Source organism: Butyricimonas faecihominis, assembly GCF_033096445.1.
Lineage (GTDB): Bacteria > Bacteroidota > Bacteroidia > Bacteroidales > Marinifilaceae > Butyricimonas > Butyricimonas faecihominis.
This window is the reverse complement of sequence record NZ_AP028155.1, coordinates 2,076,798-2,092,892: the sequence shown is the minus strand read 5'-3', so window position 1 is coordinate 2,092,892 and position 16,095 is coordinate 2,076,798. Positions and strand designations below refer to the sequence as shown.

Genomic DNA, 16,095 nt, shown 5'->3' with positions numbered 1-16,095 from the left:
TAAATCAATATTCGCCTTCCGAATTTTAAATTGCATGATTTTAAATTTTAAATTGAGGGATTCGGTCATTTCATGATTTTAGATTCTGTGATTCTATTCATTCTGAATTTTTCGATTTAAAATTTAAGATTATTTTTTGATTGTGTTTTTATAATGAGTATAGTTTTCCATAATATTGTTGACGAAGTTGAATGTTTGTTTCCCGTCACAATAGCCGAAGCGGACGACAGAATCCCGGTATATCTCCGGTTGGGATTTGTGGAGGATGAAATAATCCACGTTGTTGTCCCATACTTTTGGGTTTTTCCCGTATGATTCGGCTAACCGGATGGCATCGAGTACGTGTCCCAGACCTGCATTATAAGCAGCCAGAGTGAACTTGATTTGTTCCAGCGTGTCGAGGTCGAACTTGTTGAATTTGTTTTCTAGATATTTTAGATAGTACGCCCCGACGTGAATGTTGTCTTTGGGTTCTTCGTATTCCTCGAATCCGAGTTGCAGGGAGGTCTCCGGCATAACTTGCATCAGGCCGACAGCCCCAAGGTGGGAAGTGGCTTCCGGGTCGAAACCGGATTCTTGGTAGATAACGGCTGCCAACAGGCGCCAGTCCCAACCGATTGCCCGAGCCTCTTTTTTAATGATCGGGTCAAAACTGGAGATAACTCCATTTTTCAGTTTGTAGTATTTGGAGTTGTGCAGTGACGTGATGTAACTGTTTTTGTAATAACGGTTATACAGGACATTTAGTTTCCCGCTCTTTTTAATGGCGCCCAGCCAAGCATTGATTTCTTCATCCAATAGAGTAGCCTTCTTCGTGACGGCCCAAGCCACGGGGTTCTCGGAGGATAGCTGAAGAGAGTAATCAATATGCTTCATGTACTGGGAGGCAATCTGGGCAATATTTTTATCGATGACCGTGTAAGGAATTTCCCCGTTTTCTATTTTTAGTAGAATGTCTTCGAACGTGACATCTTCCAGTTCGGTGATTTTCAGATTTAATTGTAAGGAATCGTTTAAATGTTGCAGGAATCGGGTGAAAGAGGTGCCTTCCTGTAAAAATATTTCTTTACCCTTGAGGTCATCTACCGATTGGAGAAGCGTGTCCGACGTGTGTTGAACGAGTACTTGACTGGTCGTAAACAGGGGAAGGCTGAATTGCACGTCTTCTTTTCGGGAATCCGTGACAGAGAGGCTCATGGCGATCAAGTCATATTGGCCTTCATTCAGTTTTTGAATGCTTTCGTCAATATTCGTGTTTATTTCGATATTTAGCTTCACTCCCAGATAATCAGCGAAATCTTTTACCAATTCGTAGTGAAATCCTTTGGGAATACCTTTATACACGTAGTAGTCTGTCGTGTTGTAATAGCTACATACATTTAATACCCCGCGTTGCTCTATTTTTTCCAGCGTTCCGGGTTCTGGTATGACTAGTGGTAGTTCTTCTTGCTTTGTTTTGCACGAGGCGAAACAGGATAAGAACAACAGCGTGTACGTAATAGTTTTTATTATATACATACCGCAAAAATACGGAAAATGTTGTAAACTACCAAATTAGTGAAGTTTATAAAGTCCATAAGGTCCATAAAGTTTATGGATTCTACGGGTGTTATTGACAAAAGGATTTGTCCGTTTTTCCACGCTAGTCAAAGAAGTTCCATCGGATACCGAATTTCACCTTTGCCGGGTTGATGGGATAGGTATATGCCGAGAAATAATCTCGACTTCCGAAGAACTCGTTGAAGTGTTCATATTTAACGAACAGGTCGGCTCGTTTAATATTCAACGTGACGAATACATCCATTTTCGGGTAGTTACCGGTTTTCTCGATCTCTTGGTTATAGAATTGCATGATTGCCGGGTCGTACGCATTAGCGTAGAACGAGGTGTTGTAGAACAAATCTATACCGATCTGGAAACCTAAAGCTTTTTTGAAAAAGCGGTTCTGATAGTAATTGTGCGAGTAAAGTGCCACTTGGGGTAATGGTAATATTTCCTCCTTGTTGGTCACTTGGTAATATACTTTTTGGTCGAAATAGAAATGCCCTAACCGGAATATCTGTTTTGCCCATGCCGTGAATACCATAATATTACTATTGTATTGACGGGGCATGGCGGTGGTGTCAAAATAGATGTAGTTTTTCGTGTTGTTGAGGGCTACCCCGATTTCTGTCCGAAGACGTTTGTTCGTATAATGGCCTCGTAAATTATAGGCGTGTATCTTGTCAAAACTATTCTCCCATTGGTTGTGATTTCCTTGGTACTGGAGGTAGTAGCGATTCGGGGTTTGGGTTTCCAATAAGGCATGGACGGTGACAGAAGAGTTCCTCCCTTTGTTCAAATATTGGATAATCTCCCCCTCTAGCGAATAGTCGGCAGAGTACTCGCCGGCGAGACAGAAACTTCCCCAAATGTCGAAATTAAACATGGTGGTACTATCCATATTGAAGGTCCCGGCTGTCAAGTAAGTCCCGGTATATTTGCTAGTTCCCATGTTGTTAACCGTGTCCAGCGAAACACGTTGATCGTAACTCAGGTACTTGAATTTTAGCCCGGCATATACTCCCGGCAGGTATTTATATTTGGGGTGTTCGTTCAAAATAAATTTGGCATCCACCTCGTATTTCCGATTTTTGATCAAGTCGGAGTTTGATTGGGTGCTGATATAGGTCGTGTCAGAGAAAAATCCTTGCTCAACGCTTTCCTCTTTGAACGAATAACGGTTATCTTCAACTTTAAAGGCTAAAGCGAATTTCATGGGATAGGTGATCGTGGTATCGAGTGTCACCGAGTCTTTTTGCGTGATGATCTCTTTGGGATTACCGATGTTGTATTGTGCCAGAGTTTTGAAATTGAAATTCATGAGGTTGTTTTTTGGCTCCATGGCAAGGCGTGTACCGACAACTTTGGGGTCAAGCGAGGTGTCCCGAATATCCGCTAGGTTTTCGATACCACCATTTTCGGTGATATGTGCCATATTCTGGTTGATAAACATGGATACGGCCATGCGGTCTTTTTCGTACGAACTGAAGAATGAGAAATTGTATGTTTTTGATTTCTGGTAAGAATAGGCTCCGTCCGATGAAATGAGGTTATACCGGAATCCGGCATTCCAATAGGGGCGGATATTCTGGACGTGCCATACATCCAGCCAGTCTTCCGTTTTTCCCCGGCCGCCACCGTTGAAATAGCTTAATTGGGTGAAAGGGGTCGTGGTGTTATATTCCAATGCATCTTCCGGTTTGAAGAAATAATCTCTTAGCCGGTCTTGCGGCAGGAAGTCTTCTCCTTGCGGACGCAGGATATAGATGTCTGATACATAAGGAGCCGGGAAGTTTCCCAAATATGTATTGGAAACACTGTGCTTGAATATCAAGTTCGTGTTTTGTAAACCGTCTTGAAGTGTGTCAAGCTGGTAAAATTTCTGATATACCCCGTCATGTACCCATTTCCAAGTTAGCCGATAATGCGGAACGTAACGTTGTTCTTTCGTGGAATCGCGTTGCATTCCTTCGTCTTGGGGATCCATTCCATCCGGATTCCCGTAGCCAAAATCACTCTGGGCTAATGACGTGAGTGAAATCAGACAGCATATTATGGTATAAAATATATTTTTCATGGCCTGCAAATATACAGAAACTTTTAAAACTCTCATAAATTAATTACCTTCGCGTCGAATATGTTATAATAATTTTAGTATGGATAAAAATCATCTCGTGGAAGAAGAAGGTGAAGGTAAATCATTAAACTTCATCGAACAGATTATTGAAGAGGAGTTGGCCGAGGGAAAGAATGGCGGTCGGGTACATACTCGCTTTCCGCCGGAACCGAACGGGTACCTGCATATCGGGCATGCAACTTCTATATGCTTGAACTTCGGATTGGCAACCGAATACCATGGAAAATGTAACCTGCGTTTTGATGACACTAATCCCTCGAAAGAGGATGTCGAATATATTGATTCCATACAACAAGATATTCAGTGGTTAGGTTTCCAATGGGAAGGAGAACCGCATTTCGCATCTGATTATTTTCAACAGTTATATGATTGGGCTGAAAAATTGATTCTGGAGGGGAAGGCTTACGTGGACGATCAGCCGGCAGAGGTGATCAGCGCTCAACGTATGACTCCCACGGAACCCGGAGTGAATAGCCCTTACCGGGATCGGACGCCGGAAGAGAACTTGGATTTATTCCGCCGGATGAAAAGCGGTGAGTTCCAAGCCGGAGAGAAAGTTCTGCGGGCAAAAATAGATATGGCATCTTCTAATATGTTGATGCGTGACCCGATCATGTACCGTATTATGCACGTGGCTCATCACAGAACCGGGGATAAATGGTGTATTTACCCGATGTATGATTTCACGCATGGTCAGAGCGATTATCTGGAAGGTATTACGCATTCTATCTGTACGTTGGAATTTGAAGTTCACCGTCCTTTGTACAACTGGTTCTTGGATCAGTTGATTGACACGGAGTATCGTCCCCGTCAGATTGAATTTGCCCGTCGTAATTTGAGTTACACGGTGATGAGTAAACGTCGTTTGCTGGAGCTCGTGCAAAAAGGAATCGTGGCCGGTTGGGATGATCCCCGTATGCCGACGATTACCGGGTTGAGACGTGCCGGATATACTCCTGAATCTATCCGTAATTTCGCAGAAAAGGTGGGTGTTGCCCGTCGGGAGATCGTGGTGGATATGGCTTTATTGGAATTCTGTGTTCGGGAGCATTTGAATAAGATCGCTCCCCGCGTGATGGCCGTGTTGGACCCGGTTCGGGTGGTGATTGATAATTACCCGGAAGGACAAACGGAGACCGTGGAGATCGAGAACAATCCGGAAGACGAAACGGCCGGAACGAGAATGGTTCCTTTCTCTCGTGAACTATATATCGAACGGGATGATTTCATGGAGGATGCTCCGAAGAAATTCTTCCGGATGACTTTGGGTAACGAAGTGCGCTTGAAAGGGGCTTATATCGTGAAGTGTGAGAGCGTGGAGAAGGATGCGGAGGGAAATATCACGACAATTCATTGTACGTATGATGCGGATACCCGTAGCGGTACCGGATCGGCAAGTAACCGGAAGGTGAAAGGTACTTTGCATTGGGTGTCAGCTCCGGATGCTATCGAGGCGGAAGTGCGTTTGTATGATCGATTGTTTAAAGATCCGGATCCTGCCGGACATAAAGATATTGATTTCAAGGAATTTTTGAATGAAAACTCATTGAAAGTTTTGACGGGATGTAAGTTGGAGCCGAGTTTGAAGGAGGCGAAAGAAGGTGACCGTTTCCAGTTCCAACGTCTGGGATATTTCTGCGTGGATAAAGATTCCAAGCCGGGAGCGCTGGTGTTTAACCGGACTGTTGGTTTGAAGGATACGTGGGCAAAACAAAATAATTAATGTGATGAAAGTTACAAAGGAGAAGTTGATGAGTGAAATCCGGGCGTATCTGTTGATCACGTTCGGTTTGTTGATATACACGTTTGCCGTGACGGCATTTTTGGCTCCGCATCGTATGGTCGGTGGTGGAGTGACCGGTATTTCAACAATTATTTATTTCCTTTCCGGAGAGGTGATCCCGATCGGGTATAGTTATTTCGTGATCAACTTTTTGTTGGTGGCAATTGCTATCAAGATTCTGGGACCTCGTTTCGGGTTTAAGACGATTTATGCTATTTTCATGAGTTCTTTCCTGTTGAGTGTGTTTCAGAACCTGATACACGAACCTCTGCTGGAAGATAAATTCATGTGTGCTGTGATTTCCGGTATCATGTGTGGTGCGGGTATCGGTATTTCTCTGGTAAACGGGGGAAGTACGGCCGGTACGGACATTGTTGCCATGATTATCAATAAGTACCGTAATATCAGTCCGGGTAAAATTATCATGTACATCGATGTGTTTATCATCGGGTGTAGTTATTTTATCGGGGAGGATACGGCGATAGATCCCACGGCAAAAATAGCCACTATTATCTATGGTTACGTGGTGATGGGGGTTAACTCCTACACGATTGATTTGGTATTTACTGGACAGATGCAATCGGTACAATTCCTTATATTTTCTCAAAAATACGAGGATGTGGCGAATTCCATTACCCGGGATTTACGACGCGGTGTTACCGTGGTGGATTGTCAGGGATGGTATACGGGAGAGGCGCGTAAGATGTTGATCGTGGTTGCCCGTAAGAGCGAGATGCAAAATATTATGCGTGTAACGAAGATGGCAGATCCGGATGCGTTCTTGACGATGAACACTGTTATGGGGGTTTATGGTCGGGGATTCGATACGCTGAAAATCTGACGATTTGTTTACAAACTTTATAAAAAAGAAGTGGATCAAAAGCCTTTTTGATCCACTTCTTTTTTTAGTATATTTGTGGGGTTAAAATTCATATCAGATGAAAATTAAAGTATTTACAAATAATCCATGGCAGGAGAACACGATCGTGTTGTATGACGAGACAGGGGAAGCCGTGGTGATTGATTGCGGTTGTTTTTCGAAAGAAGAAGGACAACGTTTGAAGAGTTTTTTAGCGGAGAATCAGTTGACACCGGTAGCATTGTTAAATACACATTTGCATATCGATCATATTTTCGGGAATAATTTCATGCTGGATGAGTTTGGGCTATCAGCCCGGGCGCATGAGGCGGATTCGTTTTGGGTAGAGGATGCCGAAAGGTATGCGGCTATGTTAGGTGTGAAAGGAATTACCCCGCCACCGGCTTTGGGGGAATACCTGAAAGATGGGGATGTCGTGAAGTTCGGTCATTCGGAATTGAAGGTGATACATGTACCGGGACACTCTCCGGGAGGGCTTTGCTTTTATAGTGAAAAGGATAGATTACTGATTGCCGGGGATGTTTTGTTTCAGGGGAGTATCGGCCGGGCTGATTTGCCGGGCGGGGATATGAATCAGTTGTTGAATGGTATCCGGGAAAAATTGTTTGTATTACCCGATGATGTTCGTGTTATTCCCGGACATGGAGGATTCTCGACGATCGGGGAAGAAAAAAGAATGAATCCATTTTTTCAATAGAGTTATATGAGAAGGATCGGAATAATTGTGGCCATGACATCCGAATATGGACTGGTGAAATCATTATTGGAACAGACAAAAGAAGAACCTGTTCGCGGGCTTCTTTTCACGGAAGGACACATCGGAGACGTGGAAGTTGTTTTGGCTAAGTGCGGCATTGGAAAGGTGTGTGCAGCCGTCGGTACGATGGAAATGATACAGCGTTATGCACCGGATATTATTGTCAATACCGGAGTTGCGGGAGGGATAGATCCTTTGACCCAAGTGATGGATATTGTCGTGGGCGAGAATATGGTTTATCATGACGTGTGGTGTGGGGATGGAAATGAATATGGTCAGGTGCAAGGTCTGCCGGCTCGTTTCGTTTCGGATAAGGAGCTGTGTAAATTGGCATTATCTGTTGCTCATGATGGTAATGTTTACGGAGGTATGATATGTAGCGGGGATAAGTTTATTACCGATAAAGAGGAGTTGACGGAGATCAAAAAACGTTTTCCGGAAGGAATGGCGGTAGACATGGAATCGTGTGCCATTGCACAGGTTTGCTATATGTGCGGGGTTCCATTCTTGAGCTATCGTATTATCAGTGATACTCCCGGGGTAAAAGATCATTACAAACAATATTTGAATTTTTGGGAAGAGGCACCTAAACGTTCTTTTGAAATGATTAAAGTGTTGATCAAAGCCTTATCAGAAGAATAAAATTTAAAGCATGGAAAAAATACCGAGTTTTACGATTGATCACCTGCGTTTGTTGAGGGGAATTTATGTTTCCCGTAAAGACTATTTAGGTGATCAGGTGGTCACGACGTTTGATATACGCATGAAGGAACCGAACCGGGAACCCGTGTTGGGACAGGGGGAGTTACATACGATAGAGCATCTGGCAGCGACTTATTTGCGCAATCATAAGGAGTGGGGTGACAAGATCGTGTTTTGGGGACCAATGGGATGCTGTACGGGAAATTACTTTTTGATGAAAGGCGACTTGGAGTCCCGTGACATCGTGGAGCTAATGCGGGAAACCTTCCGTTTTATCCGGGATTTCGAGGGAGAAGTCCCCGGTGTTGCCGCTAAAGATTGCGGTAATTATTTGTTGCACAATTTACCCATGGCAAAATACGAGGCTGCAAAATATCTTTCCGAAGTGTTAGACGTGATCGAGGAGAAGAATTTGATATATCCAATATAATGAAAATAGGAATTATAGTTGTTTTGATGGCCTTGTTAACGGCTTGTGGGGAGAATAAAGACAAGGAGAGAACGATTAGCGTGAGTATTTTGCCACAGCGTTATTTCGTGGAGAGAATTGCGGGGGATTACGTGAAGGTGAACGTGATGATCCCACCGGGGGCGAATCCCGCGGTGAGTGATTTGAGTACGGAGCAATTGAAGGCTTTGCACAATAGTTCCATTTATTTTGCGGTGGGATATCTGCCTTTCGAGTTGAGTAATCTGTATCCTTTTCTGGAAACGCAGAAAAATATGTTGCTCGTGAAGCAATCTGTCGGGATGGATTTGGAACAAGGAGCTTGTAATCATGACCATGGACATGGGCATCAGCACGATCATGGTTCGCATGAAGGGAATTTTGATCCTCACGTGTGGATGTCTCCCCGGTATGCAGAGATGATGGCTCGCACGATATTGGATGTGTTGGCGGCTAAGTTCCCCGATCAGCGGGAGACGTTTGAAAAGAACTATCGCCAGTTTCGTGTAGAGATAGACAGTATTGATCAGGCTGCCCGTCGGATTATCCCGGAAAAAGAGAATAAAACTTTTTTGATTTATCATCCGGCGCTGACTTATTTTGCCAAGGATTACGGGATGGAACAAATCTCTATTGAAGATGAGGGAAAGGAACCGAATCCTTCTCATTTGAAAGCGGTGATTGATACTTGTCGGGCTAGAGGAATAAAGATTGTTTTCATTCAGAATCAATTTGACGTGGCTAATGCTAAGGCTATTGCCAAGGAGATAGATGGTGAGGTGATTGCCATAGACCCGCTGAGTTCGGATTGGAAAGCCGAAATGTGTTCTTTATTGAAGATCATTGAACAGAAAATGAAATAGAAGGATGAATGAACTTCTGGAGTTAAAAGGGATTACGGCCGGATACGAGCATACGGTCGTGTTGCGGGATGTGAATCTTTCCATTCGGGAACATGATTTTATCGGGATCATCGGACCGAACGGGGGAGGGAAAACAACTTTATTGAAGGTGATTTTGGGATTGCTGAAACCTTTCTCTGGTGAAATTGTTTATCATGTTTCCAAACAATCTTTGTTTGGTTATTTGCCTCAGAACAGTCGTTTTGATGCGAGATTTCCGATTAGTGTAAAAGAGGTCGTCTTGTCCGGTTTGATGTCGGAGAAGGGGATTTTTAAGGACTACACGAAGGCTGATCGGGAAAAGGTGGATGAGCTTTTAGAAACATACGGGATGGGAGGATTCGGGAATCGTCCGATAGGAGAGCTTTCCGGGGGACAGATGCAACGGGTGTTCTTGTGTCGGGCTATTATTTCTTCCCCGAAGATTCTGATTTTGGATGAACCTTCGACTTACGTGGATGCGAATTTCGAGAATGAGTTTTATTCCGTGCTGGGCGAGTTGAATAAGACGATGAGTATCGTGATGGTTTCTCATGATTTGGGAACGATTTGCTCTTATGTGAAGACGATAGCCTGCGTGAATGGTGGCTTGCATTACCATGAATCAAATCTGATCACGCCGGAACAATTGAAATTGTATAATTGTCCGATTGAATTGATCTCTCACGGTACGGTGCCTCATCGGGTGTTGTTGAAACACGATCGTACAATTGAAAATGGAGAATTGAAAATTGAAAGTGAAGCACTAGATTGATTGTTTTTTCAATCTAAAATCATTAAATCTAAAATTAATAAGGTGTTTGAATTATTAGAATATACTTTTTTCCAGAATGCACTGTTGTGTACGATTCTGATAGGTGTGAGTTGTGGATTGATTGGGACTTATATCGTGGCGAAACGGATGGTCTTTATTAGTGGGGGAATTACACACGCTTCTTTCGGGGGATTGGGATTAGCCTATTTCCTAGGACTATCGCCTCTTTTCGGGGCGGCTGTATTTGCTTTGGCTGCCGCTTTTTGTATTCTATATCTTTCGGATAACAAGCGATTTAAGGAAGATTCCCTGATCGGGATATTCTGGTCTGCGGGTATGGCCATCGGGGTGTTGTTTATTTATCTGACACCGGGGTATGCTCCTAATTTGTTATCTTACCTGTTTGGTAATATCCTCACGGTGACGGGGGAACAGGTTATTCTCTCGCTTTTGTTGTGTTTGGTGATCATCGTGTTCTTTGCTAAATTTTATCGTCCTTTATTTTATATCGCTTTTGATAAAGAATACAGCCGGACACATTTCGTCGCGTTGAATGGTCTGGAAATCGGAATTACGGCATTGATCGCTTTGTGTATCGTGTTGTGTATGAAACTAGCGGGAATCATTCTCGTGATTTCGTACCTCACCATGCCACAGGCTATTGCCGGGATGTTTCATAAGAATTTCACGAAACAGCTCGTGTGGGCAACGATTATCAGTTGTGCCGGTTCGGTTATCGGCTTGTTTACTTCGGCAGCACTGAAATTACCTTCGGGGGCAACTATCGTGCTTTGTTTCTTGTTGATATTTATTGTTTGCTATTTGTGGAAAAGGAAAAAATAAAAGTCGCCGAATTCGGCGACTTTCACTACTTATTCATTCTGTAACTCAATGCTCTAGAGGGACATTTGTTAATTTGTTCGATTAATTCTGCCGTTGTGGCGTTCTCGATTTTGACCCAAGGTCTTTCTTTAGGATTGTATACCTTGGGTAACATTTTCACGCATACTCCGGCGTGTTGGCATAAACCCGGTTGCCAGATAATGGTTAGCTCTCCGTTTGTATATTCAATTTTCTTATCCATGTGTGGTTATTTTATATTAATGCCTTTCATCACGATGCGTCTCCATTCGGGGTGTTTCTTGATATAAGCTGCCACGAAAGGACAAAGCGGAACGAGTCGAAGTCCTTGACGTTCGATGTCTTGTAGTGTTTTTTCAACTAGTTGACTGCCTATCCCTTTCCCTTCCAGTTCTCGTGGAACTTCTGTGTGGGTAAGGTATATCTCTCCGTTGATTGATTTTATATATTCGATTTTCGGTGTATAGTTCCCGATACGAAATTCGTATTGTTGCCGATGTACGTCATCTTTTAATTCATAATCCTCGGTCATAGCCTTAATTTTAAAAGTTTAATTATAAATTAAACGCTTAAAGCTTCTTTTTTGTTTGCATTTTATGGATTATTTTGGATAAAATATCCGAGAATTAATATTGCGAGGAAAGTATGAGAAGAAAAATAGGGGAACTCCTTAATAAAGGAGACTCCCCCAGATCCGATTATTTAATGTAATTTTGTGCGAATTCACGTCCGGCACGTAATGCCTTCAAGTTCATTTCTACCACATCGGCACCTTTACGTTCGAAAATAGCCATGATGCCTTTTTCTAAGTATTCAAAAGGAATTTCGATGAAAGGAGAACCGGCACCCATCATCACGAAGTTGCTGGCACGTACGTTGCCTGCAGCCTCTTTAGCGATGCTGTCAGCGTCAATGATTACTTGATGAGGAAGGGCTTTCAACGTGTCCATCAAGGTTTCTACTTCCGGATAGTTCGGAATATTAATGAACGGAGTGGCGTTGGTTACCACGTAACCTCCTTGTTTCAAGTAGGGAAGGTAACGTAATGCTTCCATCGGTTCAACTGAAAGGATAATATCGGCTGTTCCTTTGGCGATCAGGTCAGAGAAAATCGGTTTGTCGGAGATTCTCATGAAAGACTGTACATCCCCCCCGCGTTGACTCATTCCGTGAGTCTCGGCTTGTTTCATGTACAGGTTATTGTTGAGGGCGGCAGACCCCAATGCTGCTGCGATAGAAAGGATTCCCTGTCCACCTACACCCGCTAATATAATATCTGTCTTCATAATTTTAAATTTTAAGTTTTAGATTTTAAATTGATCATTGAATCAATTTATTTTTTCTTTTTCTTAGCGTCTCTTGCAGCTTTCTGGATACAAACTCTTCTCGGGATGATCACGGATACACCCTTGTATTCGATCTCGTCACGGATGATCTTGCATAATTCATCGTGATTTTTCGGTACGGGAAGTAGAACACGGATATGTTCCGGTTCAACACCAATACCGCGACAGATAGATTCCAAGTGTCCTAATGCTGAAGATTCCTGACCTCCGGTCATGGAGATGGATTCATTGTCGGAAATGATAATCGTGATATTGGCTTTTTCGTTTACAGCATCCAGTAACCCGGTCATGCCGGAGTGAGTGAACGTGGAGTCTCCGATAACGGATACAGCCGGGTATAATCCAGCGTCAGCAGCACCTTTTGCCATGGTGATGGATGCTCCCATGTCCACGCAAGAGTTGATCGCTTGGAATGGAGGAAGGGCTCCTAAAGTATAACAACCGATGTCAGAGAATACACGTGCATTCGGGTATTCGGCAACAACTGCATTCAATGCGGTGTACACGTCTCTGTGGCTACATCCCACGCAAAGGGCTGGTGGACGAGGTGCCACGATTTCCGGTACAGGCGATCCTTCGATAGAAGGTAATCCGAATGCTTTCGCCACGTGATCCGGATTCAACTCTCCGTCTCTGGGGAGCGTGCCGTCCAAACGTCCGAGTACACATTCTTTTTCAAGGTAACCTTTCAATGCTTCTTCAATGATCGGGTAGCCTTCTTCTAAAACGAGCAATTTTTCAGTGCTTTCTGCCAACTTGGTGATCATCTTTCTCGGAAGAGGATATTGGCTTACTTTGACTACCGGGTAAGGACAGTTTCCACCGAACACTTCCATCAGGTAGTTGTAACCGATACCGCAAGCGACGATACCCATTGATTTGTCAGCCCCGTCAATGTATTGGTTGAAAGAAGAGTTATCAGATGCCTCTTCGAAAGCGGTTTGTTTCTCTAGTAATAATTTATATCTTTTTTTAGCGATAGCGGGAAGTAACACGAATTGACGTTTGTCTTCCGGTAAACGCATTTCATTTTCGGCTTTAGCCTCTCTTGGTTCAACACCGGAACGAGAGTGTGCCAGACGAGTCGTGATTCTTAATAACACGGGAGTTCCCATTTGCTCTGACAGGTCGAATGCGTAGCGGGTCATGTCGTATGCCTCTTGTTGGTTAGAGGGTTCCATGATCGGAATTAAGGCAAATTTACCGTACACGCGTGAATCCTGCTCGTTCTGAGAAGAGTGCATGGATGGGTCATCGGCAGCGATAACAACCATACCTCCGTTGGCCCCGGTAATTGCAGCGTTCATGAAACAGTCTGCAGCCACGTTCATTCCCACGTGTTTCATACATACCAAGGCTCTTTTTCCCGCATAGGACATTCCCAATGCGGTTTCCATGGCAGTTTTTTCGTTTGCAGACCACATCCGGTGAACGTTACGGGCGATAGCCTGTTTCGATTCCTGAATGTATTCCGTGATCTCTGTTGAAGGGGTTCCCGGGTATGCGAACACGCCGGATATACCTCCGTCTATAGCACCTTGTGCAATAGCTTCAACACCTAATAATAGTTGTTTTTGCATAATTAAAAGATTATTGATTTAAGTTGTTTGTTTTGCTTAAAAGAGAGCAACGTGATGTGTTGCCAAAAGATGCCTGAAATTATTCCGGCGGAATTTTCATAGTCCCCCGAACAATTTAAGTACGCCCACGATGTAGGCTAAAACGAAATAATATTCTGATGGCTTGTACATCTACTAAATATTTAAAACGTTTTCGTTTGTAATTCGCGACTAAATTAATATTAATATTTAATAAGAGCAAATATTTCGAATGAGAAGTCTGCGTGTTTATAAATTCTTTTTCGGGTTTATTTTTCCTATTCTCTACTAATGGAGCTTGTTAGCTGGAATCACTTGGAAAAAAGAGATTCGAATAATTACTTTTTGTACTTGTTTTATAGTTTTTTTGTATATTCGTGGTTTATTATGACGGGTATAAAAAGGAACTTCTCATCAATTGTTAATTGTTATGTTTGATCGATATAAAAAATCTTTTCCTGCTAAATTGAGTTTGTATGTGATTTCGTTCATTACAATTCTTTCTTTTGTTTTAGTGGGCGTATTTTATCATTACTCAACGGAAACGTTGTCGCAGGAGGCCGAGGATAAGATTGAAAGTATGGCTGATCAGGCGAATTTGCGCGTGAGTGCGTTGTTGAGTAAGGTGGAAAAGATTCCTGAAAATCTGGGATGGATGATCGTTGAATATGTAAAGGAGCCGGATTCTTTGTTTGGTATCACTCGGCGGATTGTAAAAGATAACCCGGAGATTTTTGGTTGCGCGATCGCTTTTGAACCTTACTATTTTCCGGAAAAGGGACATTATTTTGCACCTTATTCTTATATGGTCGGAGATTCCGTGAAGACCATTCAAGTAGGGAGTGAAGATTACAATTATTTTGAGAAAGGCTGGTACAAAGGTGCGAGGGAACACCGATACTGGAGTAAGCCCTATCGGGATGCGGGAGATCCGGATGTGATCACGACGTCTTACGCGGTCCCGGTTCATGGGGAAAAGAATGAACTAATTGGTATTTTATCTGTGGATTTAACCAATCGATGGTTGCGCGATCTGGTCGATTCGATCAAGCCTTACAAGGGTAGTTATACCGTGGTTATTGACAAACAGGGACGTTATATCTTGCGCAGGGAAGGGGAGGTGATGATTGGTCAAAATATGTTCGAAACGGCAAAAGAGGCACGGGATACGAATGTTACTATTCTGGTAAACGAGATGGCAGCCGGGAAAAGTGGTAGTATCATCGTGGACGATGGGGGAGTTCTGTCCTATGTGTATTACACGCCGGTAGTGGCAACTGATTGGTACATGGCGGTAATTTGTCCATACGATCAGGTGTTTGGTAAGTTGAGCAAATTTAATATGTATCTGCTGATTGGCTTTGTCCTGTTGTTGTTATTTGTTTATTTTATTTGTTTTGTGGCTGTACGACGAATCACAAAACCACTGACGATATTTGCTGCTTCTGCCCGAGATGTGGCCCGAGGAAACTTTAACACTCCGTTGCCACGTATTCGGTCTAAGGATGAATTAGGTGAGTTGTACGAATCGTTTCTTTTCATGCAACAACAATTGACGGAGTACGTGGACCAGTTGCGCCAGACAACGACAGCGAATGAAAAGATCGAGAGTGAGTTGCGTATTGCCCATGATATTCAATTGGGAATGGTTCCGAAACAATTTGTCCCCACCTTTGGAGCCGAATGTATTGATATTCATGCCGTGTTGCATCCGGCTCGTCAGGTAGGAGGGGATTTGTATGATTATTTGATGCTGAACGAGGATGAGTTTGGTTTCGCTATTGGGGACGTTTCGGGGAAAGGAGTTCCTGCCTCCTTGTTTATGGCAACCACGATCAGCCAGATGCGATCTTTGGCCCTGCGGGATACTTCTTTGAATTATATCATGAATTTGATGAACCAAAGCTTGATTCGGACCGGGAATACGAGTATGTTTATTACTTTTTTTGCCGGGGTGTTGAATCTGAACACGAATCGTCTGAGATTTTGTAATGCGGGACATCCTTACCCGTTATTGATTGCCCCGGATGGAACCGTGTCTTTCTTCAAGACTGCGGATAATTTACCTTTGGGTGTTACTTCTGATTATGATTACGAGGAACAGGAGTGCTATTTTGCTCCGGGTTCTCAGTTGCTTTTGTACACAGATGGGGTGTCGGAAGCTCAAAATGAACGATCTAAATTTTATAAGATAGATCGGTTATTTAACTTGGTGGCAGGTCATCCCAGACTTGCGCCACGGCAAATGGTGGATAAAGTGGTCGGGGATGTGAAACGTTTTGTCGGGAATGCGGAACAATCGGATGATTTGACCGTGATGAGTTTTCGGCTTAATGCCCGTGGAAAAAAGAAAACAGAGGGGTTTTTGTAGGCCCCTCTGTGAAG

At 43.3% G+C, this 16,095-nt stretch carries 15 protein-coding genes; 9 read left to right on the top strand and 6 right to left on the bottom strand.

Going from position 1 to position 16,095, the window contains the following annotated elements; all coding sequences use genetic code 11:
- Positions 1-129 precede the first annotated feature (129 nt).
- A complete protein-coding gene (locus R8806_RS08785; RefSeq protein WP_124315639.1) occupies positions 130-1,518 on the bottom strand; it encodes an MltF family protein in 1,389 nt (462 codons plus the stop codon).
- A 124-nt stretch (positions 1,519-1,642) separates the two neighbouring features.
- Positions 1,643-3,619, bottom strand: a complete 1,977-nt coding sequence (locus R8806_RS08780) for a putative porin (RefSeq protein ID WP_124315638.1) — start codon at positions 3,617-3,619, stop codon at positions 1,643-1,645.
- A 79-nt stretch (positions 3,620-3,698) separates the two neighbouring features.
- On the opposite strand from R8806_RS08780, the gene R8806_RS08775 reads away from it, so the two are divergent.
- From R8806_RS08775 to R8806_RS08740, 8 genes are all read left to right on the top strand, one after another.
- On the top strand, positions 3,699-5,402 hold the full coding sequence (locus R8806_RS08775) for a glutamine--tRNA ligase/YqeY domain fusion protein (protein ID WP_124315637.1): 1,704 nt from the start codon (positions 3,699-3,701) through the stop codon (positions 5,400-5,402).
- A 4-nt stretch (positions 5,403-5,406) separates the two neighbouring features.
- On the top strand, positions 5,407-6,303 hold the full coding sequence (locus tag R8806_RS08770) for a YitT family protein (RefSeq protein WP_124315636.1): 897 nt from the start codon (positions 5,407-5,409) through the stop codon (positions 6,301-6,303).
- A gap of 97 nt (positions 6,304-6,400) precedes the next feature.
- Positions 6,401-7,039 (top strand): MBL fold metallo-hydrolase, encoded by a 639-nt coding sequence (locus R8806_RS08765; RefSeq protein ID WP_124315635.1) that lies wholly within the window; start codon positions 6,401-6,403, stop codon positions 7,037-7,039.
- A 6-nt stretch (positions 7,040-7,045) separates the two neighbouring features.
- A complete protein-coding gene (locus R8806_RS08760) occupies positions 7,046-7,741 on the top strand; it encodes a 5'-methylthioadenosine/adenosylhomocysteine nucleosidase (protein ID WP_124315634.1) in 696 nt (231 codons plus the stop codon).
- 10 nt (positions 7,742-7,751) lie between these two features.
- Positions 7,752-8,231: an S-ribosylhomocysteine lyase gene (locus R8806_RS08755; protein ID WP_118304837.1), complete on the top strand. Its 480-nt coding sequence runs from the start codon at positions 7,752-7,754 to the stop codon at positions 8,229-8,231.
- Entirely contained in the window at positions 8,231-9,112 is an 882-nt protein-coding gene (locus R8806_RS08750) for a metal ABC transporter solute-binding protein, Zn/Mn family (protein ID WP_124315633.1), read from the top strand. The genes R8806_RS08755 and R8806_RS08750 overlap by 1 nt, the downstream gene beginning before the upstream one ends.
- A 4-nt stretch (positions 9,113-9,116) precedes the next feature.
- On the top strand, positions 9,117-9,905 hold the full coding sequence (locus tag R8806_RS08745; protein ID WP_124315632.1) for a metal ABC transporter ATP-binding protein: 789 nt from the start codon (positions 9,117-9,119) through the stop codon (positions 9,903-9,905).
- Between the two features lie 42 nt (positions 9,906-9,947).
- Positions 9,948-10,748, top strand: a complete 801-nt coding sequence (locus R8806_RS08740) for a metal ABC transporter permease (protein WP_087421153.1) — start codon at positions 9,948-9,950, stop codon at positions 10,746-10,748.
- Between the two features lie 25 nt (positions 10,749-10,773).
- Here R8806_RS08740 and R8806_RS08735 read toward each other — a convergent pair whose 3' ends face one another.
- The 4 genes from R8806_RS08735 to R8806_RS08720 all read right to left on the bottom strand — a co-directional run bounded on the left by R8806_RS08735 (position 10,774) and on the right by R8806_RS08720 (position 13,692).
- The gene (locus tag R8806_RS08735; RefSeq protein WP_124315631.1) at positions 10,774-10,989 is read right to left on the bottom strand and encodes a (4Fe-4S)-binding protein; all 216 of its coding nucleotides are present in this window, start codon (positions 10,987-10,989) and stop codon (positions 10,774-10,776) included.
- A 6-nt stretch (positions 10,990-10,995) separates the two neighbouring features.
- Positions 10,996-11,298 (bottom strand): GNAT family N-acetyltransferase, encoded by a 303-nt coding sequence (locus R8806_RS08730; RefSeq protein ID WP_027202300.1) that lies wholly within the window; start codon positions 11,296-11,298, stop codon positions 10,996-10,998.
- Between the two features lie 166 nt (positions 11,299-11,464).
- Positions 11,465-12,052: an indolepyruvate oxidoreductase subunit beta gene (locus tag R8806_RS08725; RefSeq protein WP_124315630.1), complete on the bottom strand. Its 588-nt coding sequence runs from the start codon at positions 12,050-12,052 to the stop codon at positions 11,465-11,467.
- A 47-nt stretch (positions 12,053-12,099) separates the two neighbouring features.
- Positions 12,100-13,692, bottom strand: a complete 1,593-nt coding sequence (locus tag R8806_RS08720; protein WP_124315629.1) for a thiamine pyrophosphate-dependent enzyme — start codon at positions 13,690-13,692, stop codon at positions 12,100-12,102.
- 448 nt (positions 13,693-14,140) lie between these two features.
- Here R8806_RS08720 and R8806_RS08715 point away from each other — a divergent pair, with 448 nt between their 5' ends.
- Positions 14,141-16,081, top strand: coding sequence for a SpoIIE family protein phosphatase (locus R8806_RS08715; RefSeq protein WP_124315628.1), 1,941 nt, complete (start codon positions 14,141-14,143; stop codon positions 16,079-16,081).
- Positions 16,082-16,095 lie beyond the last annotated feature (14 nt).

Bases quoted from the DNA above. Each gene is read 5' to 3' on its own strand.
- R8806_RS08760 (WP_124315634.1), top strand. From the start codon at position 7,046: ATGAGAAGGATCGGAATAATTGTGGCCATGACATCCGAATATGGACTG.
- R8806_RS08750 (WP_124315633.1), top strand. From the start codon at position 8,231: ATGAAAATAGGAATTATAGTTGTTTTGATGGCCTTGTTAACGGCTTGT.
- R8806_RS08780 (WP_124315638.1), bottom strand. From the start codon at position 3,619: ATGAAAAATATATTTTATACCATAATATGCTGTCTGATTTCACTCACG.
- R8806_RS08720 (WP_124315629.1), bottom strand. From the start codon at position 13,692: ATGCAAAAACAACTATTATTAGGTGTTGAAGCTATTGCACAAGGTGCT.
- R8806_RS08775 (WP_124315637.1), top strand. From the start codon at position 3,699: ATGGATAAAAATCATCTCGTGGAAGAAGAAGGTGAAGGTAAATCATTA.
- R8806_RS08715 (WP_124315628.1), top strand. From the start codon at position 14,141: ATGTTTGATCGATATAAAAAATCTTTTCCTGCTAAATTGAGTTTGTAT.
- R8806_RS08725 (WP_124315630.1), bottom strand. From the start codon at position 12,052: ATGAAGACAGATATTATATTAGCGGGTGTAGGTGGACAGGGAATCCTT.
- R8806_RS08765 (WP_124315635.1), top strand. From the start codon at position 6,401: ATGAAAATTAAAGTATTTACAAATAATCCATGGCAGGAGAACACGATC.
- R8806_RS08785 (WP_124315639.1), bottom strand. From the start codon at position 1,518: ATGTATATAATAAAAACTATTACGTACACGCTGTTGTTCTTATCCTGT.
- R8806_RS08770 (WP_124315636.1), top strand. From the start codon at position 5,407: ATGAAAGTTACAAAGGAGAAGTTGATGAGTGAAATCCGGGCGTATCTG.
- R8806_RS08745 (WP_124315632.1), top strand. From the start codon at position 9,117: ATGAATGAACTTCTGGAGTTAAAAGGGATTACGGCCGGATACGAGCAT.
- R8806_RS08735 (WP_124315631.1), bottom strand. From the start codon at position 10,989: ATGGATAAGAAAATTGAATATACAAACGGAGAGCTAACCATTATCTGG.
- R8806_RS08730 (WP_027202300.1), bottom strand. From the start codon at position 11,298: ATGACCGAGGATTATGAATTAAAAGATGACGTACATCGGCAACAATAC.
- R8806_RS08755 (WP_118304837.1), top strand. From the start codon at position 7,752: ATGGAAAAAATACCGAGTTTTACGATTGATCACCTGCGTTTGTTGAGG.